Consider the following 26,431-nt stretch of genomic DNA (forward strand, 5'->3'; position numbering starts at 1 on the left):
TTATAATACCCATAGGGGTATACGTATACACCAACTAAAAAGCTTCAAGGTAAAAACAGAATGAACTCAAATATTATATAGAAGGGAGCAGCATATGGGATTGGATATATACTGGATTTTAACGTTATTCGCAATTGGCTTTATAGGCTCCTTTATTTCAGGAATGGTCGGTATTGGTGGGTCAATCATCAAATATCCGATGCTATTATATATCCCGCCAGCGTTTGGATTTATGGTTTTCTCTGCTCAAGAGGTTTCCGCAATAAGTGCTGTACAAGTTTTTTTTGCAACATTTGCAGGTATATTTGCTTACCGCAAAGGAGGATTGATAAACAAAAGACTGGTGCTCTACATGGGGATTCCGATTGTTGTTGGCAGCTTTATTGGAGGATACGGGTCAAAGTTTCTTCCCGATTCTTACATTAATCTAACCTATGCGGTGTTGGCGCTCATTGCAGCCATTATGATGTTTCTCCCCAAAAAAGGGGATGAGAACATCGATTATAAGCAATTAAGTTTTAACGGCAGCATCGCATCGATCTCAGCTTTGATTGTAGGTGTTCTCTCTGGAATTGTTGGTGCTGCTGGCGCCTTTATCATTATTCCGATCATGCTTGTTATTTTGAAGATCCCAACTCGAGTCGCAATTGCATCATCCTTGGCTATTACGTTTATGGCTTCCATAGGTTCAACCGCCGGTAAGGTGATGGGTGGTCATATGCTGCTTATACCATCCATTGTAATGGTGCTAGCTAGTGTCATCGCTTCCCCAATCGGTGCGAAAATGGGACAAAAAATTAACACGAAAATATTGCAATGGATGCTGGCTTTGCTCATTACAGGGACGGTCATTAAAATTTGGTTAGATATCTTAGTATGATAAATGATATTTTTTTTAATCTCTTTTATACCCCTAGGAGTATGAGTATATTCTAATAACGGAGGTGCGTGAAATTGACTACACATTCAGACATTCATGCAGATAAAATATTGGATTGCATAGGTCTAGCTTGTCCAATGCCAATTATAAAAACAAAGAAAGCAATTGAAGCTATTGAGGCAGGTCAAGTCATTGAGGTAAAGGCTACGGATAAAGGTTCATTGGCGGATATTCAAAGTTGGGCAAAAAACACAGGCCATCAATACTTAGGAACAATAGAAGATGGTGAAGTGCTGAAGCATTATCTACGAAAATCAAATCCAAACGAAATCAAAGAAGAAAAGAAATACCCAATGACCATTTCCAATGATGAGCTAATGCAAAAGGTTTTAGAAAATGAAAAAATAACGGTATTAGATGTCCGAGAGCCTGCTGAATTTGCATTCAATCGAATACCTGGCGCATACTCCATTCCACTTGGTGAATTAGAAAGCAGGCTTCATGAATTGAATACAGAAGATGAGATTCTTGTTATATGCCGCACCGGTTCAAGAAGTGATCTAGCCTGTCAGTTATTAGCTGATAAAGGGTTCAAGAACGTGAAAAATGTTATTTCAGGCATGTCGAGCTGGACTGGTCCTACAGAGAAGTAAAAGCTGAAATGAATGATAATAGATAGAAAAAATAACCATGAGGATACAGGAGGTAACAAAAATGACCACTGCAATGAACATTCAACCTATGTCGGCTGGCAAACTTGCGCCGCATGTTATAAATCGTGAAAAGCTGTTTATATTAGACGTTCGCAACGAGACAGATTATACCAATTGGAAAATTGAAGGGCAAGCCATAGACAGCATTAATATTCCTTATTTTGATTTGTTGGATGGTGTTGAGCCTATTCTTGATCAACTTCCGAAAAACGAAAAAATACTTGTGGTTTGCGCGAAGGAAGGCTCCTCTAAATTTATAGCCGAGCAGCTTGCGGAAGCGGGTCTTAAAGACATTTATTATTTAGAAGGCGGTATGAAGGCTTGGAGCGAGCATCTGGAACCTGTAAAAATAGGGGATTTGAAGGCTGGCGGCACTCTTTATCAATTTGTGCGGATAGGAAAGGGATGTCTTTCCTATATGATTATCTCGAATGGAGAAGCTGCAATTGTAGATACACTCAGAATGACAGAGGTCTTTGAAAGATTTGCAGCGGAACAAGGGATTATGATAAAGCACACAATTGATACTCATCTGCATGCAGATCATATTTCTGGCGGAAGAGCATTAGCAGAGAAAACGGGCGCTACTTATTGGTTGCCTCCAAAGGATGCGGAAGAAGTCACATTCCATTATGCTCGTCTTGAGGATAAACAAACCATAACCGTAGGCAATACGATCATTTCAATACAGCCTGTTTACTCACCAGGTCACACGATCGGCAGCACATCACTTATCATAGATGATCAATATTTATTATCTGGTGATATTCTTTTCATCGAATCAATTGGACGACCCGATCTTGCCGGCTTGGCTGAGGACTGGGTTGGTGATCTCCGGAAAACATTGTATGAGCGATACAAAGAGCTGTCACAAGATTTAATTGTTCTACCTGCTCATTTTGGAAAAATGACTGAGTTAGATGAAAGAGGCGCTGTATCCGCTCGTTTATCAGATCTTTATCTCGAAAATCTTGGCTTGCAGGTCGAGGATGAGCAGCAATTCAGGAGTATGGTGACTAAGAATCTTCCGCAGCAGCCAAATGCTTACCAAGAAATCCGTCAAACCAATATGGGAAAAATTACACCAAACCATGAAGAACAGCGTGAAATGGAAATAGGTCCAAACCGCTGTGCCGTTCATGATAATTAGAGGAGGAAATAAAATGAAAACAGATCTAATCGTTGATACAAAAGGGTTAGCTTGTCCTATGCCAATTGTGAGAGCAAAGAAAGCACTGGATAGCTTGCAAGTCGGTCAAACAATGGAAGTATTGTCTACAGATAAAGGCTCGGTCAATGATTTTCAGGCATGGGTTAAGCAAACGAAAAATGAACTTATCAAACATGAAGAAGCAAATGGCATTTATAAGTTTTTTGTGAAAAAGGTTTAATTGGTAATGGATGAACGGGGTTTAAAAACTTCGTTCGTCCCCAAACATATTTCGCCAAGGGGAGTAGATAAGGGCATGGAAACGACAAAACAAAAAACAACAATTGTACTTTTTAGCGGAGATTATGATAAGGCAATGGCTGCCTTCATTATTGCGAATGGTGCGGCAGCCTATGATCATGAAGTGACGATCTTTTTTACATTTTGGGGCTTGAACACACTTCGGAAGGATGAGCCGATCCAAACCAATAAGGGGATTTTAGAGAAAGCATTTGGTTGGATGATGCCTCGAGGCGCAAATAAATTAGGCTTGTCAAAAATGCAGATGGCTGGTATGGGTCCGAAAATGATTAAGCATGTCATTAAGAAACACAATGCTTTAACCCTTCCTCAGTTAATCGAGCTTGCAGAAGAGCAAGGCATTAAAATGGTAGCTTGTACGATGACGATGGATTTGCTTGGCTTACAGGAAGCAGAGTTAAGAGACGGTATAGAATATGGTGGTGTCGCTGCTTATCTGGGTGATGCATCAGAAGGCAGAGTAAACTTGTTTATCTAACCTAAGGTGCATGGATCTCTTTTTTTGAGTTATAATATACCCATACATGTATACGAAAGGTAGGGTGAAAAATGGAATACAATTATACAAATGAAATGAAAACAAGATTAAGAAAAATTGAAGGTCAAGTTAGAGGTGTGCTTCGCTTAATGGACGAAGGCAAGTCATGTAAAGATGTTGTGAGTCAGTTATCTGCTGTTAGGAATGCAGCAGATAAAGCAATGGCACAAATTGTTGCAGAAAACCTTCAGCAATGTATTTTGGAAGAGCAAAAAGCTGGCGGAGATACGAGTAAGCTCGTTAAAGAAGCGGTCGAACTGCTGGTGAAGAGCCGCTAACAGATGATTTTTCTCTATTTGTACGAAATAGAATGAAGGGAAATGAATCAGAAGGGTGTAGGCATGCCATAGAGATGAAGCCATTAAAATGAGTCTATTTTATGCTTAATAATAGTGAAGTAACCTCTTTTTAACGGAGAAAGGTGAAAGTAGGGAAACACGTAATGAATTTGAATATGATTTTTAATGTTATTATTATTGCTCTGATCCTATGGTTTCTGTTTACTCGATTGGGCCCAGCTAAGGGTTTAAGAACCCTTAGCGACGAAGAGTTTCGCAATGAAATGGAACATTCTTCGAAACGGATACTAATCGATGTGCGTGAACCCTTTGAGGTTAAGAGTGGATATATTACAGGGGCTAGAAACATCCCTTTATCAGAACTTAAGCATCGTCTAAATGAGATTCCTAAGGAACATGATGTATATCTTTACTGCAGAAGTGGTATGAGAAGTAAGAATGCCGCCAAGCTGCTTAAAAAAAACGGCTACATGAAGCTTGCTCATTTACAAGGCGGTATTGGCGCTTGGAGCGGGCAGCTCTCTAAATAAAAGAAAAAAAGACGCGCTGGCATTTAACTGCCAGCGCATCTTTTTTTATAGTTTGAATCTGCTGATCAAGGCTTGCAGCTGTTTAGACATATCATTTAGCGTAACAGCCGCTTTATCTATATCCTGCATGGAGATTAATTGTTTATCGGAAGCAGCTGCCACATCAGTAGAGACAAGAGTGGAATTCTTTGCAATTTGTGATAGCTCTTGTACAGATGAAGCCACTTCCTCAGATCCGGCTGACATTTCCTCAGCAACTGCGGAGACATCTTGGATGAGGTCGGAAACATGCTTAGTGGAGGCAAAAATAGCTTGGAATTTTTCACCTGTTTCCATTGCTAGCTGCATACCTTCCTTTACATAAACCGTACCATTATTCATTGCATCGACGGTGTGCGTAATTTCTCGGTGAATCTCTTCGATTAGTGTTCCAATTTTCACAGCTGCCTGCTGGGATTGCTCAGCTAACTTTCTAACTTCGCTTGCAACTACAGCGAACCCTTTTCCTTGCTCACCTGCTCTAGCTGCTTCAATAGCAGCATTCAATGCAAGTAAATTAGTTTGAGAGGCAATGCCCGTAATGACATCAACGATATGTACAATCTCTTGTGAACGATCACTAAGCGAGGTTACGGAAGCAGATGATTCACTGACGGATTTATCAATTCGATTCATTTGGTGAATGACCTTCTCAATAAATTCATTACCCTGGAAAGCCCCTTGAGACATACCTTCTGAAGCATCAGCCATGAAGGAGGAAGACTCAGCTACACGATGAATGCCTGCTGCAACTTCTTCCATAGCTCGGGAACTTTCAACTGCTACTTGCTCCTGTGTTTTCGCGCCTGAGGCAACTTGTCCAATATGAATTGAAATCTCACCCAAAGCTTTAGAGCTCTGTTCTACGTTGTTAGCGAGTTCATTAGCCTGTTCAGTCGCGAGTTGTGCATGCTGCTGTACACCGCTAATAATTTCTCGCAAGCTTGCTACCATCTCATTAAATCGTTTATTCAACTGACCTAATTCATCCCGACGATTGATCGTTAATTGAACATCAAGTTGGCCTTCGCTTACTTTGCCAAATGCTCCGTTTAGCTCTTTGATAGGTGCGAGAACTTTGCGAAGCAATACGAATTGAATAAAGAGAATAATGATGAGTGACGCAATAAGAATAATCAATGACCATTTGAGCAGCTCATTTTTCCCATCGGAAATGACATTAGCATCGAGATCAATGGCAAATGCCGCAATGACTTTATCGTTTTCATCAAGTATTGGTTGAATAACGGTTAACCATTCTCCATAAGAGTTTTCGTATATGCCAGTGGTTACCCCGTTCTTGGTTTCAAGCAGCTTCTCTAAGGATTTCAGCATGATAGGAGACTGTTCATAGGTAGAGCCTGGATTGTAACCGCTGTTAATATAATCTTGAGGAGCAGCCAAAAGGGTAGACGTATTGCCGTTAGTCAGTTCTACTGTATAGATGTATGACTCGGATATATCACTATTCACTGTTTTCAAATGTTCCAATTTTTCTGTTAGCTTCTTCTGAAGATTAGTATCGGTTTCTTTTAAATTTAATGATGCTTTAATATCCGATAACTCAAATTGTTCTGAAGCTAGTGCGGAGAAGGAGAGAGATTGTTGATTTAAAGTCCGAACAAGAACCTTTTCTTGAATATTGTAACTGGAAATAATGAGGATGAGTGCGATCAATAAGATGTTCACACTGGAGAGCAGCAAATTTTTTCCGAAGAAAGAAAGCTTAATGCTCCTAGGGTTGAGCTTACGTAACATTTGATTCATTGATAATAGATTCCTCACTTTTTCTGCAATGTAGTTTTACTTAGATGCGATAGTCGAACAATGGTAATGGTAGCCAAATCATTTATTTCGACTATATTCGACTCCAATTGATAAATTCCTTTATTATTCGGTACGAATGATATATAATGTTAAAAAAAGATCCAAACATCCTACCTTTGGAGGTTTAGAAAATGCTAATGAAAACAACTCGTCTGACTCTAGTCGATCAAGTGATTATACAGATGGAATCTTTAATCGAGTCTGGAGAATGGGCAGTAGGTAAGAAAATTCCGTCCGAACCGGAACTTGTCAATGAACTTCAAGTTAGCCGAAACACGCTGCGCGAAGGCGTGAAGGCTCTTTGTCATAGCGGTGTTTTAACAACCAAACCAGGAGACGGCACCTATGTTACCTCCAGCAGCATGTTAGGAGCGGCCCTCCAACGACAAATTCAAAAGTCGAGCCTGCTCCATACGCTGGAAGTGAGAAATGCGCTTGAGCAGGAAGCGGCGAAGTTATCAGCAGAGAGAAGAACGGAAGCGGATTTGGAGAAGATTCTACATTATCAAAGGGTATGCAACTCATTTGCTGAGGCTAGAGATATAGAATCTTATGTTGCTGCTGATATGGGGCTGCACCGTTCAATCGTGGAATCGACAGGCAATCAAATGCTTATCGACATGTATGATCATATTACCGATGCCATCAGAGAGACTATAATCAGTTTTCTAAAAAGACAATTTACTAAAGATATCCCACAAGACGCACATCATGGTCTAGTAGAGTCAATTATTGCGCAAAATACACAAGCAGCTGTCCATGACGTCATGAAATTTTTTGAACAATTAAAACAAGAAATAGAGAAGGAGGAGAATTAAGTGGGTTCATCACAGCTTAGATCCAACACAAATGCTGAGACATCTTCAAAAGGCTGGCTGCTAGTAGCTGGTATTATTTTTATTGCGATGAATATGCGTGCTCCACTAACTTCAGTGGGTCCGCTAATTGGAACGATTCGTGATGATCTAGCCATTTCAAATACATTAGCAGGATTAATTACTACATTGCCCTTGCTGTCATTTGCCCTTCTTTCACCCATTACACCTAGATTAGCTCGTCGTTTCAGCACTTCCATCGTTCTTTTTGCATCGTTGCTGCTTCTAATTATTGGTATGGCATTACGCTCCTCATCAGGTATTGGCTTGCTGCTGATCGGAACAGTCATACTCGGTCTTGGAATATCAACGTGCAATGTACTCATGCCGAGTCTTATCAAAGAGAGTTATCCTCTAAAAATTGGCATTATGATCGGTATTTACTCCGTGGCGATGAATTTAAGCGGTGCGATTGCATCTGGAATAAGTGTACCGCTAGCAAATCAAGTCGGTTTGGGATGGAAGGGGTCTTTAGGAATATGGATCCTGCTTTCGCTATTGGCATTATTCGTTTGGATTCCTCAACTACGCCGTCAATCACAACAAAGGGTGAAGATTTCGACTATAAGTGAAAAACAAACTAACATATGGAAGTCCGCACTCGCATGGCAAGTTACCTTGTTTATGGGATTGCAATCGATGTTGTTTTATGTTGTCGTTTCTTGGCTTCCAGACATTTTGAAATATCAAGGGATGAGTACCGATTCAGCAGGCTGGACGCTTTCCATCATGCAGATGGCTTTGCTCCCTGTAACCTTTATCATGCCTATCCTAGCAGGTCGAATGAAAAATCAAGTTTCTCTTGTTATATTGACTGCCTTATTTTTCATTGTTGGTATAGGTGGACTGCTCTCTGGTAATGGATCGCTTATTATTTTGTGGGCTATCTTGATCGGAATTGGCTGTGGTTCTGCCTTTAGCTTGGCGATGATGATGTTTGGTCTTCGGACTAGGAATGGTCGTGATGCCGCGGAGCTATCCGGTATGGCACAATCAATTGGCTATTTGCTTGCGGCTGTAGGACCAACTCTATTCGGTTATTTGCATGATGCGACAAACGGTTGGAGGGTTCCTCTTATTGCTTTGCTTATCATGACCGTATTGTTGTTGATTTTTGGACTAGCTGCAAGCAGAGATCAAGTGATTGGAGAAACAACTGCTGTAGAGAAAGTATGATGAAGAAGCCAATAAACGGCTATAAAATTAGTGCGAATCGAATCCGTGGATATCACGGATTTTTTTTATTTCAGCAGTATGAAAGTAAATCAGCTGCTTAGCACCCAATTAAAAAAGGGAAAGTAAGTAATCCTCTCGAATGTCTTTAAGAAAGCAAGGTTCAACATAATGATTAATTTGGAGGCTCGACAGATGGGGAAAGCTGATGAAATTTATAGTGAATTAGTGAAAGATATTATTCAAAATGGAGATTGGGATAAAGATTATGACGTGCGAACCAAGTGGGCAGATGGTACGCGAGCTTACACCAAAAGTTTAATTTCCAAGCAGTTAAAGTACGAAAATTCTGAAGTCCCCATCCTTACAACAAAAAGAGTACCATGGAAGTCAGCCATTCATGAGTTGCTTTGGTTTTACGTAAAAAGAACAAGTGATTGCGACTATCTCGATGAAAATAATGTGAAGATATGGAGCGAGTGGACAAATTCGAATAATAATATTGGCAAGGCATATGGCTATCAATTAGGTAAGCCGATTATGTTGAATGGTAAAATTACAAACCAGGTTCATGAATTAATCCACCAGCTTATTCATAATCCTACATCAAGAAGGCATGTGATATCGCTATGGAATATTGATGATCTTGATCAAATGGAGCTATATCCTTGTGTTTGGAATAACCAATTCCTTATTAAACAAGGCTTTCTACATTTAATTGTCAATGCAAGATCAAATGATATTGGCTTAGGTAACCCTTTTAACATCTTCCAATATTACGTACTGCAGCGGATGATCGCTCAAGTAACTGGCTATCAATTAGGAACAATGACGTTCAATATCAATGATGCTCATATCTATGAGAGACATATTGATTGCTTGGAAGAACAAATTCAGCTTGAAGGGTATCCGGCTCCTGAACTTTGGATTAATCCTGAAATAAAGAACTTTGATGATTTTACGATCAAAGATTTTGTTCTAAAAAATTATGAATATCATCCAACGATCAAGATGGAGATTGCGATTTAGTGTTATTTTCAACTGCTTTCAATTCTTCATCATGTAAATAATTATAGGTATTAAGAAGCCTATGTTTAAATCGTTGTCGAAAGGTAAGGCCAAAAGTCGAAGGGAAACCGCGTAAATCGCGGTTTTTTTTCATTTATATAGGTATGAACTCCGAGTTGAAAAATAACATAAAATATGTCATTTAAACTAAAATATGATTTTACCCCATGTCAATTAAAATATACCCCTTCCAATATGTGGGGCTTAGATACATGATTAATGTAGATTTACATAGTTACAATAATTTTATTTTATCCCTTTGGAGGTGAATATATCAGAATTGTAGGATTAATTGATTTCTGTACAAGAATGCATGTCAGAACATTAGTAATATTTAATCGACTCTAGCAAACTTGTAGCGTAATTCATCAGATTATAAGAGAAAAAAATCGAGAACGGCTAATCATCCAACCTATTGAATTCAGAATATTCAGTCCGATTATTAATCTAAAAATTTAGAGATAATAGAGGTGAAATGGTGGATAAATTTGCTCGAAAAAAATACATGAAAATATTTGTATCATTCATGGCTCTGATATTAACCTTTGGTACATTATTTAACACAACCTCATCCTACGCCGCAGAAACAGACACCCCTAATCAGACACCAGATATCGCCGCTCCGAAAAATTTGCAGCTTGTAAGTAAAACGCATAATTCTATCATCATTAAATGGGATCAGGTAGATGGTGTTGATTCAGCAAAAACAGGATACGTGGTCTCTTATGGAAGCGTTTCCGAGAATACGTATGAATTACCTGCTTATGGAACAGAACTTACCATAAGCAAGTTAAAACCTGAAACGGAATATACCATTAGCGCCAAAGCAAATATCGCGGGAGCGCTAGCGAGTTCGATTAAGGTTACAACAAATAAAGCTGAAGCTTCTAATCAAGTAGGTCCAGCAAACTTAAGAGTGGTGGAAACAACCCATAACACCGTATCTTTGGAATGGGATCCAGCTCCAGGGATAACGGCTTACTGGATTTGGGACAAAAATAATAAGTATATTTTTTGGGCGAATGACGGTGCTCAAACGGTTGGTGGTCTAACACCAGAAACCGAATATACCTTTTATGTTGGTCCTGATGGCGTACAAGCGCCTAATCTAAAACCCGAACAAAAGAGTAACCTCGTAACATTTACCACAACGAAAGATGAGAGTGAGTACAAAGAAGCACCTTTGTCTCCACCTCATAATTTAAGGGTTGCTAGTTTATCAGATGGAAGTGTAACTTTGAACTGGGATGGAAGTCCTGGTGCAAATGGTTATGATCTCTATGTGAATGGTGGATGGATCACAGGCATTTGGGATGGATCAAATTCAGCTACGTATAAGCTTCCTGATCCAGAAAAAGCAGCAGGGACAGTCTATAATTTTATAGTCGCTGCCCAAAACATGCCAAAGGTTTCAGCAAAAAGTAATGTAGTAAGCCTAAAATGGGGAGAGTTGGCAGCGCCAAGAGATGTGCAGATTGTATCTGGAACAAGAACCGCTCTGGCATTAGGCTGGGCAGCAACACCTGGTGCTTCAAGCTATGAAATTTATCGAAATGATGTACGCATTGGCTCCAGTAATACGAACCACTTTGCAGATACCAAACTAAGTGAAGGCACGACCTATACGTATAAGATTGTCGCAAAAAATAGTCTCTGGGAATCTTCCGCAAGTGAACCTCTAAATGGAGTTCCAGGCAGTAATTATAATATCGTTACTTACTACACATCCTGGTCTGGAGCGGAAGGCGCTAGAAATTATAAACCAACAGATATTGATGTTTCTCAAGTCACACATATTAACTATGCATTCGCAGATCTTTGCTGGAAGAAATTCGGAACGGGTACGATAGCTTGTCAAGATGAGAACGTGCCATTGCAAAAAGATTATGTATTTGACGGTGAAATGGTCATTGGAGATCATGAAGTCGATATTGAAAACTTCAAAACTTTTGGCAAGATCAGAGATGAAAATCCACATTTGAAGATTATGATTTCCGTGGGCGGCTGGTCATGGTCCAAAAACTTCTCGAATATGGCTAAAGATGAAGTAACTCGTCTAGCTTTTGCAAATTCAGTTGTTAAATTTCTCCGAACCTATGAGTTGGATGGGGTTGATATCGATTGGGAATACCCAGTCGAAGGCGGGGAATTGACGAACTCTCGCGGTCCAGAAGATACACAAAACTTTACTCTTTTGGTTAAGACAGTCCGTGAAGCATTAGATGCGGCTGGGGCGGAGGATGGCAAATATTATCTACAAACGATTGCATCTGCGCAAGGTGATAATTTTGTCGTGAACGCAGATTTAGCGAATTCTGTTAACTACTTGGATTTCATCAACATTATGACCTATGATTACAGCGGAAGCTGGGAGACGCTTGCTCATCATAACGCACCTTTATACTATGATAAAGCTCATCCAGATCCAGTAAAGGGCCCTAGGCTTAATATGCTTGGTGGTGTAAGCGGTCATTTAAATGGTGGAGTACCGCAATATAAACTAGTCGTTGGTGTTCCTTTCTATGGCAAAGGCTGGAGTGGATGTCCAGAGAATGGGCAATACCAAACCTGCGAAAGCGGCACTCCTTTTGGAACATGGGAGAGCGGAATATTTGATTATACGGATATAGAGGAAAACTATCTCGACAAAAACGGTTATGTGAATTACTTTAATGAAATTTCCAAAGCTGCTTATGTATATAACAAAGATGAGAAAGTATTTATCACATACAATGACAAAACGTCAATGATGTATATTTCCTCCTTTGTTAAATCACTTGATCTTGCCGGCGTCATGAGCTGGGATGTCAGTGGTGATCGCAACCTTACGCTGTCTACACAATTAGTTAAAGATTTGCCAATAGACGGCGCGGTCCATACATCAGCTTTAGCGGCTCCTCAAAATCTAGTTTCTGGTTACAGGAATGAGAATTCGATTCAAATAAATTGGGATGCAGTAGCTGGAGCAGCAGGTTATGAGGTTTTCGTTAATAATAAATACGTGAACTATACGACCAAAACAGAATTTAATATAGCTGACCTAGCTCCATCAACAGAGTACAGCATCCATGTCATTGCGATTAGAAAAGAGAATGATAAGATAGCTGAAGTATCTGTAGCAACTAATAAATTAGCTATAACGACTACAGCAAAGGTAAATACTGTGGTAGTCCCTCCTACAACTACCCAAGATAACGAATTAGAAACGAGTGTTAAGAAAGATGGCGACAAGTGGACAGTAAGCGTCTTAACTGATGATGCCGTCAAAAAAATCCAATCTTCTCAATCCGCTACATTTAATATCGTAGTAGATAAAGAAGCGAAGTCAGTTGAAGTTATTGTACCAAAAGATGTGATTGAACAAGCAAAGAAAAAAGGAGAAAAAGCGGTAATATCCGTGAATTGGAATGGTGTTGTCTATAACGTTCCTGTTCAGCAGATAAAATCATCGCGTGATATTAAAATCACGATTCAACCGTCTGGATCTGATCAAGTAGCAAGCCTTTCAAAAGAAAATGGTTTTAAGGTGTTAGTTCAACCGATAGATTTTAAAATAGAACAACTTAATGCTGATAACGTATATGTTGAGATAACTGACTTCGCGAATACGTATATTAGCCGCAGCTTCACATTTAATGCCAAAGATGTTGATGTGAAAAAGGCAACTGGTGTTGTCTACATTCCAGGTGCGAATGAGCTTCGCTCTGTACCTACATTGTTCAAAGTGAACGCGGATGGTACCGTAACAGCCGAACTGAAACGAAAAGGCAACAGCGTCTATGCTGTGGTACAATCAGATTTCAGTTTCAAGGATGTTACTGCCGGCTGGGCACAAAAGGATATTAACCGTGCTGTTGCTAAATTAATTGCCTCTGGAGACTCAACGGAACAATTTGGAGCGAGTCGTGTTATTACACGCGCAGAGGTTGTTTCATTGATTGTCAAAGGTCTTGGTATCCTTCCGGATTCATCGAGCTCACCGTTTAAAGATGTCGATCCGAAGTCTAAATATGCGGGTGACATATCAGCAGCGAATAAAGCTGGATTAGTCAAAGGAAAAACGGAGGATACATTTGATCCTAATGGATCGATAACTCGCCAAGAGTTTGCTGTTCTTCTTGCTAATGCAATCAGCTATGCTGGCCATAAAATTGATGCGGATGTGACAGTACTCGAACGTTTTGGTGATCATTCAGCTGTTTCTCCTTACGCCAAAGCTTCACTTGCTCTGTTGGTAGAGCAGGGTATTATTCAAGGCGTATCTGAGAGTAAAGTGGCTCCTAAATCTAATTTAACAAAAGCTCAAGCAGTTGTTGCACTTATGAGATTGCTTGATCAGCTAAGCTTATCCAATTAATGCTTTGTTAGTGTAACAGAAGGGAGCCTCCAATCGGGGGCTCTTTTTCTTTTCTCCTTTGATTGTCACAACAAGCTCTTTCAAAGCGAAATTAGTTAAGAAAATCATTCGTTTTGTAACTTTCTTCCCTTCTAATCAGTCTATATTTATATACCATTAATTAACATAGAAGGGTTTTGAAGCGCTAATGAAAAAGAACTGGAAAATCATGACGGCTGGTATATGTGCTGGAGTATTGATTGTATCAAGTTCTGTATTTGCGGCAACGAATGCACGGATTTTCATCAATAACGTTGAGTTTTCTAATCATACATTTAAACTAAGCATGGAGAAAGGAACCGCGATGGTATCCTTAAGATCCATAGTGGAGCAGTTACGCGGCAAATTAGTCTACAAGGACAACAGCATTTATGTCACAATGCCAGACTCCTACAACTTAAGCAATCAAGTGAAAATGCTGGAAAATGCGCTGTTAGCGGAAACGCCGGAGGAAGCCGTTCAAACTTGGATTCGCGGGGTTCAGAAGAGAAGTGGAGCCATGCAATATACTGTTTTGTCACCGACCCTTCGCCAACAAACCCTTCAAGAATTTGAAGACAACTTCTGGGTAACAGGCGGATCCAGTCCACATATGGGCAAAGTGGAAAAATGGGATGCCAAGAAAGTAACAGAGGATCAAGTTCTCATTAGTTTTGAATATCCTCTTGTAGTTATGAATGAAACAATTGGTACCGGCCATGCCTCCATTAAGGTGGATAAGATCAAAACCGAGTCGTCCTATTACTGGGCTATTTCAACCCTAACCTTAAAGGATCCTGAGGATACAGGAATTATGATTGGTGCGAAAAGCGAAAGTATGGCCGAAAACATACTTTATGAGAATGGGAAATATAATTTTACATTGAAGCTTCCTAAAGGCTGGGAAGGTAAATATGAATTGAATGAGAGAGAGGTTCCTTCTGGAAAAAATATTGAGTTCGTTAATAAAGAAACTAAATATGGCATTCTTTTTACGATATCCGTTTGGGATGAAAAATCTTGGCAGGAGAATAAGGAGGATATTAAAGGTCAAATTCCGATAACTGAAATGGGTGAATTCGATGATGTTGTATACTTATTCCATACGCCAACCGATGTACAATACGATCCGAGTGATGAAGCAGCAACAGCTGATTATCAAGCAATGTTCAAGGATGTGAAAACCATCAAGGGTTCTATAAATATAAATAAATAAAAAGTCAGCTGAGTTTAAGCTAAGAATTATTTTATTTTATAGGAGAGAGGGTTTGAAGGATGAGTAAAAATAGCTTTGATATTAGTCTTATGCCGTTTGACGCTTTGCAATTGGTAAAAGATCAACAAAGCGCTGATCTTGTGCATGAAGAATATAATGATCTAGGACAAGGAAGATATATTGGCACACTCGTATACGAAAAGTATTATTTTAGAACGAGTAACAGAGCAGCTCTTATTGTAATAATCGACAATATCAATGGGGTAACAAATGTACGGACTATAGGTACTGGAAGCTCTGAGGGGTTGATTTTTAATTTTGATTGGGGCGCGTCAGACAATTTTGTAGCATCTGTAGAAAATATTTTAGGAGAGTTTATTATAGAGTGAAACACTGATTTGTCAAATGCCCAACACGCTCTTGAACGTGTTGGGCATTTGTTATTGGGTAGATAAAAAGAGAATTTCTTGTTGTGTTGCTTCGTTTTTTCCAATGGCTTCAATCACGATATGATTGAGAATGATTGCTAACCATATCATCCTAAAGATCACCACACATAAATTATCCAATATTTAATATTTGATGCATAAGGACTTGATCTTAGTTATCATTGTTGAGAATATTTGGAAAAATTACAATTTATCAAGCAAAGGGTGAAGTGAGAATTTGGTCAGATAATCTTTTTGGAATTATGAGAGAAGAAATACTTACAGTATAAGAGAAGCAAAACAATCAACTGTAAGAATGGAATAGTACCAGTTAAAGATAGTACTTATTTGATAAACCATGCTCATGTATAGTGGTAGGAAATGAGAGGTGGTCCTTCCGCTATGAGATGGTTAATAAGAAATATTTGGATGATCATGTTGACAGTTCTGTTTCTTTATTTGATTTTCTTTGCTGGCTTAGCGGTATTATTCTTGACCGCTGATTTTGGAGGATAGGCATATGAGAAACATTATAAAATTCCTTTTAGCGCTCACACCAACTTTTCTTATGTTTTATTTATTAATCGAGTTATTTCCAAACACAGGACTTGGCAGGATTCTCGCGCTACCTTTTGTGTTTTTTATAAATGCCATCATTATTATTCTAGGTATTGCGCTGACTCGTCATTACAATCGTCCCCTTAAAATTATGATTTGGATCTTAATTATTTTTGTTACGGTGTTGATAGCAGTACTATTTTACCCACAAGAGTATGAGCCGCATGTGGTGAAGCAAATTTATGACTGGCTTACAGGGTTGAAATAAAGTAATAAGTATGTAAAGTGTGACGAAGATCTTAAACAAACATTGAAATGGATACTATGGATTGAAAACCGCTTAAACGCGGTTTTTCTTTATTTCTATATTATTTTTCGATAAGCATAGGTATTTATAGCCTATTTTCAATAGAAATAGATTCTCGTCTATAAGATATCAGTTCCATGTTTTTAATTGATCGATATGATAATAAATAAACTTGATCTAGAAGGAAGTGTTGGAGTGAGTAGCTTGCGAGGTGATAAAACGAGTAGAAAAGATCGAGTAATCTCAGTAACAAAAAAACAAGTACAGAAAAAGAAATGTATTGTGAAAAAAAAGAAACGTTTTTTTTCGTATCCGTTGAATAGAAATAGTGAGTCTAATGGGAGTATTTTAAATAATACGATACTAAAAGATTCAGCCAATTCAGAAACAGAGATAAATGTAACTAAATATCAAAGTATACAAGGTCCTCCTGGTCCCCCTGGTCCACAAGGCCCACAAGGTTCTCAGGGGATCCAAGGCGAGGTAGGTCCGCAGGGGAGCCAAGGAGAAGTGGGACCTCAAGGACCTCAAGGTCCACCGGGCTCAACTATAATCCCGAGTATTATAAGTTTTTTAACATCAGAGAGATACTTTTATGTTGCAAATACGGATATCACTCTGCCTATTAAAATTCTTGCGAGTCAATTTACTAATGATGCTGGGGATACAATAACTAAGTTTCCTGAATTAGGTCAAAATAGTTATGCTAATCTCTATATCAATGGAAGCATGCAAGCTGGTAATTCTTACAGTTTGAGTACAAGTGAATTATTTATCGAGCAAAATCCTGGGACCATTTATGTAGGCACACCAATTCAAATAGAAATCATTCGATTTGTCGTGCAAATAATCCCTTGAAAATGATTAAATGAAAGCTATCATTTGACCCTAACCTTTCTCTATCAATTGCATATGCTAGTTGAGAGAAGAGAGGTGATATAAATGCCAATTTCAAAACCATTTATGGCTGCAAGAAGATTTACTGCAACAATTGCAGACGGAACAGGTGTCGGCGTTGCTTACAATATTCTTGCAACTGCTACAACGAATGACGCGGGTACTGCTGCTACTGCTTTTCCAACTGCTCCAGCTTATTACAATCTTTATATTAATGGACAAATTCAAACAGCAGATACTTCTACAGTAACCATTTCAGCAATCACAATTCCCGGCGGCGATACACTCGATCCAGAAACACCTGTTTTAATCGAATTTGTTGTGAACTAACCTTTAAAAACGAAAAAATACCGACAATCTCATCATTAGATTGTCGGTATTTTCATTTAACAAGAAAATCATAGGACTCTATTGGAATAATATAATCAACCAAGGTGCAATCAGAAGTGTGACGAAAGCTGTTAACATCATAGCAATACCGGCAACGGAACCGGCAATTGCATCATATTCAAAAGCTTTGCTAATACCAGCCGAATGGGCACTGGTTCCGAATAGAACACCTTGTGCGATTGGACTTCTAATTCTAAACCATTTCACAATCAGAGGCCCCATAATAATACCGAGCAAACCTGTAATGAGTGTTGATACCGCAGTAATGGTTGGTACACCGCCAATGATTCCAGATACAGATACCGCGATCGGCGTTGTTGCAGAGCGCGGGGCAAGACTAGCCATTACATCGTTTTTCAGACCAAACAAGTGGACTAGGCCAGCTGTGCTTATAAAGGCAGTTACAGCACCGCAGCAAGCACTCGCAATTATCGCTTTTGCATTTTTCTTCAACATATCTAAATGCTTATATAACATTACAGCTAAAGCTATGGTAGCAGGTTCTATCAAATCAGATAACAAAACTGCACCTTTATCGTATGTGTCGAAGGTGACACCGCTTAGCACAATAATAGTAATAACAACAATCGGCGTAGTAAGCAGCGGTGTGAAATATACCTTGGGATACGCGCGATAGATTCGTTTGGCTGCTGCATAGACCGCAATTGTGAATACAAGCCAGAATATAGTTTCCATCATACAGTATCCCTCTCTTTCCGGTCTGCTATCCACTGACTAATAAGTCCCGCACATAACATGACAAGAAGGGTACTGCCAATAATTGAAATAAAGATTTGAATGCCACTCGCCTGAATTAAGCTCTTATAATTAATAATACTGACCGTTGCAGGAATAAAGAATAACAGCATTTCAGATAGCAGCCACTTGGATCCGAGCTCGATCCAGTCAAGTCGGATAACTTTAATTTCAAGTAGCGTGAATAGTAGGAGAATACCAACTATGCTGCCTGGTATCGGCAAATGCAGCCAGATAACAAGCTCATCCGACAGCTTGGCGAGAAGGATGAAAAACAATACTTGGGCAATCGTTCTAAACAGGGATTTCATAAAAGTGAAGACTCCTTCCGTATGCTAAGTATACAGAGTCAACTTTCATGAGTAAAATGAATATATAGAATGATTTTCATTCCATTTATCTATGGAAGTAGGCGTTCACTTGGATATTCACCATCTGCAGCAAATTTCTGAAATTATCCGTTTAAAAAGCTTTACCAAAGCGGCGGAGGCACTGCATATCACGCAGCCCTCAATTAGTAAATCAATTAAAAACTTGGAAAACGAACTTACAGTCGAAATATTTGTGAGAGACGGCAAACAAATTAAGCTGACAGATGCAGGAGAAACGATTATTAAGTACGCGTCACCGATTCTCCATATGTACGATCAACTAGTTGCGGAGCTACATGATTTAACTTATTTAGACACGGGAAATATCCGAATTGGCATGCCTCCAATGGCTGGACCTAGCTTTTTTCCCAGTGTTATTAAGGCTTTCCAGGAGCGTTACCCGGGGATCACAGTTAAACTGGTTGAAGAAGGGGCTAGGACGATCAAGGATTATATAGCTGAAGGCACGCTAGAAGTCGGAGTTGTGCTGCTCCCAATCGAATCAGAGATCTTTGATTTTTTCCCGATAATTGAAGAGCGGTTAAAAGTAATTATGCCTTTAGAGCATCCACTGGCTCAGCGGCAAAGAATTGAACTGGACGAGCTAGCAGATGATCGATTCATTCTGTTCAGCAGTGGGTTCGCGTTGCATGATCGTATTATTCATGAATGCCGAGCGACTGGGTTTGAACCTCGCGTCGTTTATGAGAGCTCACAGTGGGATTTTATCGGAGAGATGGTTGGGGCAGGTCTTGGTATCGCGATGCTGCCTGATACCATCTGCCGATCACTGGATCCAAGTAAGGTGCGGGCGGTACCTTTGACCAATCCGATAATTCCTTGGCAATTGGCGATAGCGTGGAAGAAGGAAGGTTATTTGCCCCGCGCTGCAAAAGAATGGATTACGTTCACTCGGGATATGTTTCAGGCAAATTAACAAAAAAATTGTAAGAAGGCTGCTGGTTGTTATCGGTAGCTTCTTTTTAAATGTGCCATTAATCGGTATTGTCGTTGCCGTAGGGAAATGCTACCTCCATTGTAATTAAATAAGAGCATAGCTTGAAACAATGTGATACTAATGGAACATTTTTTATACTTTGAAATGGAGTCGTCATGTACATATAGACTTAATTAGAAACCTTCGTGTAGAATAAATCCATTGTTCCTATATTAAGGAAAGAGTGGATGAGCGATGAGCAAACTACTGGATAATTTGAAGATAATAGATGGACCCTTGGATACAGCCCCCGAGGAGGTCGAGATTGATTCCAGACAACTAATTAAACTGGACGATCATTTTCAAAATCTCATTTCGCAAAATAAAATTCAAGCGGCAAGTTATCTGGTTGCACGTCATGGGAAAATTGCAGCATGGAAGTCGATGGGTAAGCTTCATGGTTCGACAGAGGAAGGGGATTTACTCCCTGATTCCTTACGTAAAATGGCTTCCATTACGAAGGCTTTCACAAGTGTGGCAATTGTAAAGTTGATTGAGGACGGAAAGCTATACATCGATCAACCTGTTGCCACTATATTGAAAGAATTTAATAATCTCGTGCACAAAGAGATTACGTTGTTTCACTTATTGACGCATACGTCCGGCATTTTACCGGTTACAGGTTACTATAATGAACCTTATCCTCGTGATTGGTGGGGTTCAAATGGGATGGAAAATTGGATCCGTAAAGTGCTTCAAGGGCCGCTTGTTTGCCAACCAGGAGAAGCCTATAATTATTCCACAGTGGGCTTTGCTCTACTAGGTGAGATCATCTCACGTGTTTCCGGATTGAAGTATGAAGATTATATTTTAGAAAACATCATACAGCCGCTCCAAATGAATAGGACGATGTTCGATGTTCCCTCAAGCCTTCATTCAGAGGTATGTACCGTTGATAAAATGGATATCGATAAACTAACACTTTATGACAATGATTTTTCGAATCCTCCACGTTCGGATAGCGGTCTTTATTCTACTTTATTTGATATGTGGAAATTCGGACAAATGCTGCTCAATGGCGGAAGCTTTGAAGGACAACGCATTTTAGGAAGAAAGTCTGTGGATTTGATGACAAGACGTCATCTGTTCAATGTTCCAGCGTACCACTGGGGCGGTAAAATCAAGGACAAAGGGCATGCGCTAGGCTTTGACCTAGCTATTAATAATCTTTCCTTTGAGTCAGAAGGAACATTCCAGTTAGAAGGCGCAGGAAGATCTGGATTTTTCGTTGATCCTGTTGAAAAGCTGGTTGTCGTTCTGCTTGTTCCTTCTATATATTCTTGGGTACCTGAGTCCGTACTCGGTACGAAACAAATTATTTGGTCAAGTCTGATGTAGTTTGGACTTAGACGAAGATCTGATGAGATTCAGAATATATGGACCGTACGAATGAAAGTTTAAATAATAGTTGCAATAAAGAAGAAGCATGCGTGGCCTAATGAGCTCGCATGCTTCTTCTTTTTTAATGTATCTTTATTATCTAGTTATTCTTTTGAGGCGTTACGAGCAAGCTCCTTGCGTACGATAGGAGCTACGCGAGTACCAAGCAGTTCGATAGCACGCATGACTTCACGATGCGGCATGGTGCCAACATTCACATGAAGGAAGAATCGTGATAGACCCAAGTTTTTGTGGAGCAGAATAATTTTCTCTGCGACATACTCGGGATCACCGACATAGAGCGCGCCTCGAAGGCTCCGAGCGGAATCATAGGCTGCACGGTTGTAAGGTTGTCCCCAGCCACGCTCACGTCCAATAACATTCATCTGAGCCTGTGTCGAAGGAAAGAATAAATCGGCAGCTTGTTCCGTTGTTTCTCCGACAAATCCATGTGAATGCGTCGCAATGGACAGCTTGCTAGGATCATGTCCAGCTCGCACAGCAGCTTTCTTATAAAGCGCGACCAATGGAGCAAAGCTCTCAGGCATCCCGCCAATAATGGCGAATGCGATAGGAAGGCCTAATGTACCTGCTCGTATAGCTGACTCCGGATTGCCTCCGCTTGCTATCCAAACTGGCAATGGGCTTTGAACGGATCGAGGATAGACAGCAAGATTATCTATAGCGGGACGATGTCCACCGCGCCAGGTGACCTTCTCCGATTCTCTGATCGCAAGCAGCAGCTCCAGCTTTTCCTCAAATAACTCTTCATAATCATCTAGACTATAGCCAAAAAGAGGGAAGGATTCGATGAAAGAACCACGACCCGCCATAATTTCTGCGCGCCCATTGGAGATACCATCAAGAGTGGAGAAAGCTTGATATACACGAACAGGATCATCAGAAGATAACACCGTTACGGCACTCGTGAGCCTTATTCGCTTGGTCATGGCAGCCGCTGCTGCAAGAACAACAGCGGGGGAAGTACCTGCATAATCTGCACGGTGGTGTTCGCCAATTCCATAGACATCTAGTCCGACTTGATCGGCTAATACGATTTCCTCAACCGCATTACGCAGTCGTTCCGCATGGCTGATAACCTCGCCTGTTACGGGGTCTGGTGTACTCTCCAAAAAAGTACTGATTCCTATTTCCATTGTGTTTGCTAAATCGGACATTCAAATCTTCTCCTTTATACCTAATCATTTCACTCATTTATTTAATGTTTCTCTATTTAAGTAAGTATACCATCTCCTTAACAAGGAGGTAAATGATTGAAATACTTACATCTCTTTTTTTATACATACAATATAATGTGATCACTACTCGTTCTTAATCGTTTTTTGCCATAAGGAGCTAAAACGACAGAAGATGAAGATCAGGAGGTTAACAAGCGCTGCTGCCCAGAATACTGCAGTCGGATGGGAAGTTTCCGAAATCAAACCAGCTGAGATTATGGTTAATGGCATAGCCAGCTTGAAGAGGGAACCCGTTATACCGCTAATTCTGCCTATAAGCTGATGAGGTGTCGGCTCCTGACGGAATGTCCAAATACATACGGTGCTTATCATTTCAAATAAACCATTCAGCAACAGGCTAAAGCTTAACATCATGCTGGATTGGGAGAGCGCCATGAGTAAATAGGACAGCCCTACGCATAGTGTTGTTATCGTTATGAGAACACCAACTTGAAAGCTCTTGCGAAGCCTTGTAATGAGAAGACTACCTAGTAATCCCCCTAAACCAGCCGCAGCTAGTACAATTCCAAGCTCATCATTATTCAGTCCTAGAGAATCCTTTGCATAGAAGATAATGGTGGTATCAGCCATGCCAGAAGTCGCGTTTAAATGTGGCCTAATTATGAAGGGGAAGTCACAGCCATTAAATCGGATAAGGATGTTCAGCTTCTTTATTCAGAAGGGGAAATCGATAAGGGAATTAACCCGACTTTAACACAGCTCGAGCTTGGGAGTGTCTATTTAAGCTTTAACAGGAGGAAGAGGGGGGGCTTGAAGATGAAAGAATCAGACGAGCTATTCATCTTGGTCTAGATCGTCAACGCTTAATAGATGAGCTTGGAGGCACTCGTCAGCAGCTAGCAACTGGATTCAACCCACATGTAGCAAAGCCAATAAGTAATTATTCGGAGAGCAATCAATTGGATCAAGCCCGGAAGCTTATCGAAGCACACACAGAAGAGAAACGCTGATGAAACCATTTCCTATTGTTTAAGTATCGTAGAAGAAAATGCGAGAATGCATATCCTGACTGAAATACAAGAGGAGCTTAAAGGCAGCTACAGTTTGCTATTCCTCCATCATAAGTCACTAGGCGGAATTGCAATGAATGCTTGGGGGAAAATCAATTATAAGGATGTGTGGGTTCATCCTTAAGTAGAATGCAGGATGAGTTACGAAACCTTATACTTTTTCCGAATTGTATGAATGAAACGAGAATCGTTCATAACGCAGTAGGGGCGTTCAGCCCCTATGCGTGAGTGGAACGAACTATTAATTGTTTATAACGATGTAATCACCTTATCAATAATCCCATATTCGACGGATTCCTCAGCTGACATGAAATAGTCGCGATCCATGTCTTTCTCCACACGTTCCAGAGGCTGCCCCGTTCGCTCCGCTGTAATTTGGTTTAATCTAGCGCGAGTATGAAGAATACGCTGGGCGCTAATCGCAATATCGCTTGCCTGTCCCTGTACACCACCATGCGGCTGATGAATCATAACTTCGCTGTTCGGCAACGCAAATCTCTTTCCTTTGGCACCAGCCAGAAGCAGAATGGCAGCAAAGGATGCAGCCATTCCAATACAAATCGTTTGTACTGCGGGCTTAATATGCTGCATCGTATCGTATATGGCAAATCCAGCAGTAGTAGATCCGCCTGGGCTATTGATGTACATATAAATGTCTTTATCCGGGTCTTCTGCAGTTAGGAATAATAATTGAGCCGTAATACTGTTAGCGATTTGATCATCGATAGCAGAGCCAAGAAATACAATTCTGTCTTTCAGCAATCTCGAATAAATATCATAGGATCTTTCCCCGCCTCTTGATTGCTCCACCACATAAGGAATAAATTGACTCATAATGGTTACCCTCCATTTTTCATTTACTGGTTTCTCCCTGTAAACGAAGCAGCTGTTAAGAAGGATACGCTGCAATAAAATTTTCACGATTATGGACATTGTATTTTTCGCTTATAATAGTTGAACATACATATAAAAAACTTTTTTTTGTACCTTGCGTATCTTAATGAAGAACCTATTCGTTTACTTAAGTAAAGAAGATTGCCTTTTGCTGCTGGGACACCTTGAAAGCTTGAAGGAGGTTTAATGAATGAATACAGCTCACCATATTGATAAAGATAATGCGATTCCTAATGAGAATAGAATGGAACAGCTGCAAACGGTTCTGTATCGATATTGTTTGTCTATCACTTGTTCCCCGTGGGATGCTGAAGATTTAGCACAGGAAACATGGCTAAAAGCGTTTGGCACATCGAAGCTGCTATCGCATAATAACCATGAAGCATTTCTGCTTCGTATCGCTAAAAATACATGGATTGATCTGTCACGTAGAAAAAACGTGTTGAATCGTATATTAGAACGAGAACCTTTGAAAGAAGCAGCACTAGATAGCAGTCCAATTGAAATGGAGAAAATTTTTCAAGTCATCTTGAAGCATCAATCTCCACTTCAAAGAGCGGTATTTTTACTCCGTGATGTCTTCGGTTATTCCATTAAGGAAACGGGTGAAATGCTCGAAATGACAGAAGGTGCGGTAAAGGCTGCGCATCATCGTGCACGTCAAACATTGGGAGCGATTAAGCATGATCTCTTAGAGGATGTACTGCCATTGCCTCAGAATGAAGAGATGAAAGCAGTACTGCAAGCATTATTAATTGCATATCTTTCGGGTGATGTTGCCCGTGTAGTTAGACTTGCTCTTGCGGATCAAATTTCTGAAGATGTCGCCACCGCTTTCGCCCAAAATAAACGATTAGCCATTACTAATGCAAGGTATCGTGGCGATCAGTATTCTACAATTCAAATGGCAGCTTAGATTGTGGCTGAACAGGAGTTGTTTTTGAGTAATATGTAACGGAGTATGATCGAAAATCGCCAAGGGGTTATCCTAGAAAGATTTATTGATCTTTCTAGGATAACCCCTATTTTTCTTGAGAAGTAACATCGTTATTACCTTTATGGGGCTTGATGAAGAGCTTGCAGTGCGGACGGAACATCCTTTTTGAAAAATACCTGCTTGCCATTATTACATTCATAAATAAAGTCCTTCAGGCTCTTGCTGTCATAATCGTCGAAATTGCCGATAATGGCCAGCTTAGTCTGATAGTTTGTATATTTCTGCAAAATATCACCAGCAAGCCGTGTCTTTAGTTCAAAAAAATCCTCGATCATGTTTGATTTGTTAATTAGTATCTTGTAACAATCCTCTTGGTAACTAACGGTTGCCATCAAATCGAGCGCATCCTGGACGTTCGCAATGACAATCTCTTCGCTTTCAATAATAGCTACCTTCGATTGATCCCTCTGATCTACGATTATCTTCATTTAATCCCCTTACTTTCAAAAAAATCTAGTTTTTATGAGAGCAATTATAGCATAAATGTCAGCCATTTAAACTTGAAAAAGGATAGAGCGGTCAGCTTCAAAAGTAGGAATTGGATCAGAAAAAATTCATCCCCCAGTACATTGATGGTTAACGATAAAAATGGATACTTTAATCAAATGGAACATGATGGTGCTGTAGAAATGGTTGAGATGGGGTATTCAGCTTCTAAAACGAATTAATATTAATTTTAGGACATATGTCCTTTTCCTAACACTAAGGTTTATTATTTAATAATGGAAAGAGATAAATTGAGGAGAGAGAAGAAATGAAAGGAATTTTATTTGCATTAGTAGGTGGGGCTTGTATTACGCTGCAAGGGGTAGCCAATGCCAGAATTAGTCAAGATATTGGTACTTGGCAAGCAGCGACGATTACGCAGTTAACCGGCTTTGTTATAGCCTTGCTCATTCTTATGTTCGTGCGAGACGGAAACTGGCAAGGATTTAAAGAGGTAAAACCTCTATATTTGACAGGCGGTGCGTTTGCAGCTTTCATTATTTTTAGTGAAGTAACAGCTATTCAGGAGATTGGTGTAACCTTTACCATATCTGCTCTCCTTATTGCTCAATTATGTCTAACCTTTATCATCGATGTTAATGGATGGTTCGGCGTAGTGAAGCAGAAGATGAGACTTCCACAATTTATTGGTCTCGGAATGATGATTGCTGGCGTAGTCATACTCAAACTTTAATAA

Annotated in this window: 29 protein-coding genes; 22 read left to right on the top strand and 7 right to left on the bottom strand. The window is 39.9% G+C overall.

The genetic code is table 11. The features are described from left to right. Positions 1-94 precede the first annotated feature (94 nt). From AC0YOD_RS04330 to AC0YOD_RS04360, 7 genes are all read left to right on the top strand, one after another. Positions 95-880: a sulfite exporter TauE/SafE family protein gene (locus AC0YOD_RS04330; RefSeq protein WP_475797995.1), complete on the top strand. Its 786-nt coding sequence runs from the start codon at positions 95-97 to the stop codon at positions 878-880. Positions 881-954: 74 nt separating this feature from the next. Next, positions 955-1,533, top strand: a complete 579-nt coding sequence (locus AC0YOD_RS04335; RefSeq protein ID WP_475797996.1) for a sulfurtransferase TusA family protein — start codon at positions 955-957, stop codon at positions 1,531-1,533. A 73-nt stretch (positions 1,534-1,606) separates the two neighbouring features. Then, positions 1,607-2,743, top strand: coding sequence for an MBL fold metallo-hydrolase (locus AC0YOD_RS04340; RefSeq protein ID WP_475798364.1), 1,137 nt, complete (start codon positions 1,607-1,609; stop codon positions 2,741-2,743). Positions 2,744-2,756: 13 nt separating this feature from the next. Next, positions 2,757-2,984 carry a sulfurtransferase TusA family protein gene (locus AC0YOD_RS04345; protein ID WP_475797997.1) on the top strand — a complete coding sequence of 76 codons (228 nt, stop codon included), beginning with the start codon at positions 2,757-2,759 and terminating at the stop codon, positions 2,982-2,984. A gap of 75 nt (positions 2,985-3,059) precedes the next feature. Further along, on the top strand, positions 3,060-3,542 hold the full coding sequence (locus tag AC0YOD_RS04350) for a DsrE/DsrF/DrsH-like family protein (RefSeq protein WP_475797998.1): 483 nt from the start codon (positions 3,060-3,062) through the stop codon (positions 3,540-3,542). Positions 3,543-3,613: 71 nt separating this feature from the next. Next, the gene (locus tag AC0YOD_RS04355) at positions 3,614-3,880 is read left to right on the top strand and encodes a metal-sensitive transcriptional regulator (RefSeq protein ID WP_475797999.1); all 267 of its coding nucleotides are present in this window, start codon (positions 3,614-3,616) and stop codon (positions 3,878-3,880) included. 176 nt (positions 3,881-4,056) lie between these two features. Further along, on the top strand, positions 4,057-4,431 hold the full coding sequence (locus AC0YOD_RS04360; RefSeq protein ID WP_475798000.1) for a rhodanese-like domain-containing protein: 375 nt from the start codon (positions 4,057-4,059) through the stop codon (positions 4,429-4,431). Between the two features lie 45 nt (positions 4,432-4,476). Here the strand turns inward: AC0YOD_RS04360 and AC0YOD_RS04365 are convergent, their stop codons facing one another. Continuing rightward, positions 4,477-6,228, bottom strand: coding sequence for a methyl-accepting chemotaxis protein (locus AC0YOD_RS04365; RefSeq protein ID WP_475798001.1), 1,752 nt, complete (start codon positions 6,226-6,228; stop codon positions 4,477-4,479). A 200-nt stretch (positions 6,229-6,428) separates the two neighbouring features. Here AC0YOD_RS04365 and AC0YOD_RS04370 point away from each other — a divergent pair, with 200 nt between their 5' ends. The 9 genes from AC0YOD_RS04370 (at position 6,429) to AC0YOD_RS04410 (ending at position 17,524) form a co-directional block, all read left to right on the top strand. Then, positions 6,429-7,115, top strand: coding sequence for a FadR/GntR family transcriptional regulator (locus AC0YOD_RS04370; RefSeq protein ID WP_475798002.1), 687 nt, complete (start codon positions 6,429-6,431; stop codon positions 7,113-7,115). Further along, positions 7,116-8,348 carry a CynX/NimT family MFS transporter gene (locus AC0YOD_RS04375; protein ID WP_475798003.1) on the top strand — a complete coding sequence of 411 codons (1,233 nt, stop codon included), beginning with the start codon at positions 7,116-7,118 and terminating at the stop codon, positions 8,346-8,348. Between the two features lie 192 nt (positions 8,349-8,540). After that, positions 8,541-9,374 (top strand): thymidylate synthase, encoded by an 834-nt coding sequence (gene thyA / locus AC0YOD_RS04380; protein ID WP_475798004.1) that lies wholly within the window; start codon positions 8,541-8,543, stop codon positions 9,372-9,374. A gap of 544 nt (positions 9,375-9,918) precedes the next feature. Then, entirely contained in the window at positions 9,919-13,770 is a 3,852-nt protein-coding gene (locus tag AC0YOD_RS04385) for a glycosyl hydrolase family 18 protein (protein WP_475798005.1), read from the top strand. A gap of 208 nt (positions 13,771-13,978) precedes the next feature. Next, entirely contained in the window at positions 13,979-15,004 is a 1,026-nt protein-coding gene (locus tag AC0YOD_RS04390; RefSeq protein ID WP_475798006.1) for a hypothetical protein, read from the top strand. Positions 15,005-15,063: 59 nt separating this feature from the next. After that, positions 15,064-15,393, top strand: a complete 330-nt coding sequence (locus AC0YOD_RS04395; protein ID WP_475798007.1) for a DUF6054 family protein — start codon at positions 15,064-15,066, stop codon at positions 15,391-15,393. A gap of 559 nt (positions 15,394-15,952) precedes the next feature. Beyond that, complete coding sequence (locus AC0YOD_RS04400) at positions 15,953-16,258, top strand: hypothetical protein (protein ID WP_475798008.1); 306 nt, start codon at positions 15,953-15,955, stop codon at positions 16,256-16,258. Positions 16,259-16,453: 195 nt separating this feature from the next. Beyond that, entirely contained in the window at positions 16,454-17,155 is a 702-nt protein-coding gene (locus tag AC0YOD_RS04405) for a DUF4183 domain-containing protein (protein WP_475798009.1), read from the top strand. Between the two features lie 84 nt (positions 17,156-17,239). After that, positions 17,240-17,524, top strand: a complete 285-nt coding sequence (locus AC0YOD_RS04410) for a DUF4183 domain-containing protein (RefSeq protein ID WP_475798010.1) — start codon at positions 17,240-17,242, stop codon at positions 17,522-17,524. 78 nt (positions 17,525-17,602) lie between these two features. On the opposite strand, the gene AC0YOD_RS04415 is transcribed toward AC0YOD_RS04410, so the two are convergent. Further along, positions 17,603-18,283 (bottom strand): LrgB family protein, encoded by a 681-nt coding sequence (locus tag AC0YOD_RS04415; protein WP_475798011.1) that lies wholly within the window; start codon positions 18,281-18,283, stop codon positions 17,603-17,605. Beyond that, positions 18,280-18,651, bottom strand: coding sequence for a CidA/LrgA family protein (locus tag AC0YOD_RS04420; RefSeq protein WP_475798012.1), 372 nt, complete (start codon positions 18,649-18,651; stop codon positions 18,280-18,282). The genes AC0YOD_RS04415 and AC0YOD_RS04420 overlap by 4 nt, the downstream gene beginning before the upstream one ends. A gap of 109 nt (positions 18,652-18,760) precedes the next feature. Here AC0YOD_RS04420 and AC0YOD_RS04425 point away from each other — a divergent pair, with 109 nt between their 5' ends. Together AC0YOD_RS04425 and AC0YOD_RS04430 are read left to right on the top strand one after the other, a co-directional pair. Then, positions 18,761-19,648 carry a LysR family transcriptional regulator gene (locus tag AC0YOD_RS04425; RefSeq protein ID WP_475798365.1) on the top strand — a complete coding sequence of 296 codons (888 nt, stop codon included), beginning with the start codon at positions 18,761-18,763 and terminating at the stop codon, positions 19,646-19,648. A 255-nt stretch (positions 19,649-19,903) separates the two neighbouring features. Next, complete coding sequence (locus AC0YOD_RS04430) at positions 19,904-21,046, top strand: serine hydrolase domain-containing protein (protein ID WP_475798013.1); 1,143 nt, start codon at positions 19,904-19,906, stop codon at positions 21,044-21,046. Between the two features lie 146 nt (positions 21,047-21,192). Here AC0YOD_RS04430 and AC0YOD_RS04435 read toward each other — a convergent pair whose 3' ends face one another. After that, positions 21,193-22,266, bottom strand: coding sequence for an LLM class flavin-dependent oxidoreductase (locus AC0YOD_RS04435; protein WP_475798014.1), 1,074 nt, complete (start codon positions 22,264-22,266; stop codon positions 21,193-21,195). 144 nt (positions 22,267-22,410) lie between these two features. Further along, complete coding sequence (locus AC0YOD_RS04440) at positions 22,411-22,917, bottom strand: MFS transporter (RefSeq protein WP_475798015.1); 507 nt, start codon at positions 22,915-22,917, stop codon at positions 22,411-22,413. A gap of 18 nt (positions 22,918-22,935) precedes the next feature. Between AC0YOD_RS04440 and AC0YOD_RS04445 the strand changes: the two genes are divergently transcribed. Next, the gene (locus AC0YOD_RS04445; RefSeq protein WP_475798016.1) at positions 22,936-23,139 is read left to right on the top strand and encodes a hypothetical protein; all 204 of its coding nucleotides are present in this window, start codon (positions 22,936-22,938) and stop codon (positions 23,137-23,139) included. 204 nt (positions 23,140-23,343) lie between these two features. Beyond that, positions 23,344-23,481 carry a hypothetical protein gene (locus AC0YOD_RS04450; protein ID WP_475798017.1) on the top strand — a complete coding sequence of 46 codons (138 nt, stop codon included), beginning with the start codon at positions 23,344-23,346 and terminating at the stop codon, positions 23,479-23,481. A 125-nt stretch (positions 23,482-23,606) separates the two neighbouring features. Here AC0YOD_RS04450 and clpP read toward each other — a convergent pair whose 3' ends face one another. Continuing rightward, on the bottom strand, positions 23,607-24,191 hold the full coding sequence (clpP, locus tag AC0YOD_RS04455) for an ATP-dependent Clp endopeptidase proteolytic subunit ClpP (RefSeq protein WP_475798018.1): 585 nt from the start codon (positions 24,189-24,191) through the stop codon (positions 23,607-23,609). Between the two features lie 250 nt (positions 24,192-24,441). Here clpP and AC0YOD_RS04460 point away from each other — a divergent pair, with 250 nt between their 5' ends. Then, a complete protein-coding gene (locus AC0YOD_RS04460) occupies positions 24,442-25,167 on the top strand; it encodes an RNA polymerase sigma factor (RefSeq protein WP_475798019.1) in 726 nt (241 codons plus the stop codon). 140 nt (positions 25,168-25,307) lie between these two features. Here AC0YOD_RS04460 and AC0YOD_RS04465 read toward each other — a convergent pair whose 3' ends face one another. After that, positions 25,308-25,676 carry a DUF4180 domain-containing protein gene (locus AC0YOD_RS04465; protein ID WP_475798020.1) on the bottom strand — a complete coding sequence of 123 codons (369 nt, stop codon included), beginning with the start codon at positions 25,674-25,676 and terminating at the stop codon, positions 25,308-25,310. Between the two features lie 326 nt (positions 25,677-26,002). Here AC0YOD_RS04465 and AC0YOD_RS04470 point away from each other — a divergent pair, with 326 nt between their 5' ends. Continuing rightward, a complete protein-coding gene (locus AC0YOD_RS04470; protein WP_475798021.1) occupies positions 26,003-26,428 on the top strand; it encodes a DMT family transporter in 426 nt (141 codons plus the stop codon). Positions 26,429-26,431: the final 3 nt, after the last annotated feature.

The sequence above is a fragment of the Paenibacillus sp. J31P13 genome, assembly GCF_056269295.1.

Bases quoted from the DNA above. Each gene is read 5' to 3' on its own strand.
- AC0YOD_RS04400 (WP_475798008.1), top strand. From the start codon at position 15,953: ATGAGAAACATTATAAAATTCCTTTTAGCGCTCACACCAACTTTTCTT.
- AC0YOD_RS04360 (WP_475798000.1), top strand. From the start codon at position 4,057: ATGATTTTTAATGTTATTATTATTGCTCTGATCCTATGGTTTCTGTTT.
- AC0YOD_RS04445 (WP_475798016.1), top strand. From the start codon at position 22,936: ATGTGGCCTAATTATGAAGGGGAAGTCACAGCCATTAAATCGGATAAG.
- AC0YOD_RS04370 (WP_475798002.1), top strand. From the start codon at position 6,429: ATGCTAATGAAAACAACTCGTCTGACTCTAGTCGATCAAGTGATTATA.
- AC0YOD_RS04430 (WP_475798013.1), top strand. From the start codon at position 19,904: ATGAGCAAACTACTGGATAATTTGAAGATAATAGATGGACCCTTGGAT.
- AC0YOD_RS04420 (WP_475798012.1), bottom strand. From the start codon at position 18,651: ATGAAATCCCTGTTTAGAACGATTGCCCAAGTATTGTTTTTCATCCTT.
- thyA (WP_475798004.1), top strand. From the start codon at position 8,541: ATGGGGAAAGCTGATGAAATTTATAGTGAATTAGTGAAAGATATTATT.
- AC0YOD_RS04415 (WP_475798011.1), bottom strand. From the start codon at position 18,283: ATGATGGAAACTATATTCTGGCTTGTATTCACAATTGCGGTCTATGCA.
- AC0YOD_RS04350 (WP_475797998.1), top strand. From the start codon at position 3,060: ATGGAAACGACAAAACAAAAAACAACAATTGTACTTTTTAGCGGAGAT.
- AC0YOD_RS04435 (WP_475798014.1), bottom strand. From the start codon at position 22,266: ATGTCCGATTTAGCAAACACAATGGAAATAGGAATCAGTACTTTTTTG.
- AC0YOD_RS04460 (WP_475798019.1), top strand. From the start codon at position 24,442: ATGAATACAGCTCACCATATTGATAAAGATAATGCGATTCCTAATGAG.
- AC0YOD_RS04450 (WP_475798017.1), top strand. From the start codon at position 23,344: ATGCATATCCTGACTGAAATACAAGAGGAGCTTAAAGGCAGCTACAGT.
- AC0YOD_RS04470 (WP_475798021.1), top strand. From the start codon at position 26,003: ATGAAAGGAATTTTATTTGCATTAGTAGGTGGGGCTTGTATTACGCTG.
- AC0YOD_RS04395 (WP_475798007.1), top strand. From the start codon at position 15,064: ATGAGTAAAAATAGCTTTGATATTAGTCTTATGCCGTTTGACGCTTTG.
- AC0YOD_RS04390 (WP_475798006.1), top strand. From the start codon at position 13,979: ATGACGGCTGGTATATGTGCTGGAGTATTGATTGTATCAAGTTCTGTA.
- AC0YOD_RS04340 (WP_475798364.1), top strand. From the start codon at position 1,607: ATGAACATTCAACCTATGTCGGCTGGCAAACTTGCGCCGCATGTTATA.
- AC0YOD_RS04465 (WP_475798020.1), bottom strand. From the start codon at position 25,676: ATGAAGATAATCGTAGATCAGAGGGATCAATCGAAGGTAGCTATTATT.
- AC0YOD_RS04355 (WP_475797999.1), top strand. From the start codon at position 3,614: ATGGAATACAATTATACAAATGAAATGAAAACAAGATTAAGAAAAATT.
- AC0YOD_RS04440 (WP_475798015.1), bottom strand. From the start codon at position 22,917: ATGGCTGATACCACCATTATCTTCTATGCAAAGGATTCTCTAGGACTG.
- AC0YOD_RS04405 (WP_475798009.1), top strand. From the start codon at position 16,454: ATGATAATAAATAAACTTGATCTAGAAGGAAGTGTTGGAGTGAGTAGC.
- AC0YOD_RS04385 (WP_475798005.1), top strand. From the start codon at position 9,919: ATGAAAATATTTGTATCATTCATGGCTCTGATATTAACCTTTGGTACA.
- AC0YOD_RS04410 (WP_475798010.1), top strand. From the start codon at position 17,240: ATGCCAATTTCAAAACCATTTATGGCTGCAAGAAGATTTACTGCAACA.
- AC0YOD_RS04330 (WP_475797995.1), top strand. From the start codon at position 95: ATGGGATTGGATATATACTGGATTTTAACGTTATTCGCAATTGGCTTT.
- AC0YOD_RS04345 (WP_475797997.1), top strand. From the start codon at position 2,757: ATGAAAACAGATCTAATCGTTGATACAAAAGGGTTAGCTTGTCCTATG.
- clpP (WP_475798018.1), bottom strand. From the start codon at position 24,191: ATGAGTCAATTTATTCCTTATGTGGTGGAGCAATCAAGAGGCGGGGAA.
- AC0YOD_RS04365 (WP_475798001.1), bottom strand. From the start codon at position 6,228: ATGTTACGTAAGCTCAACCCTAGGAGCATTAAGCTTTCTTTCTTCGGA.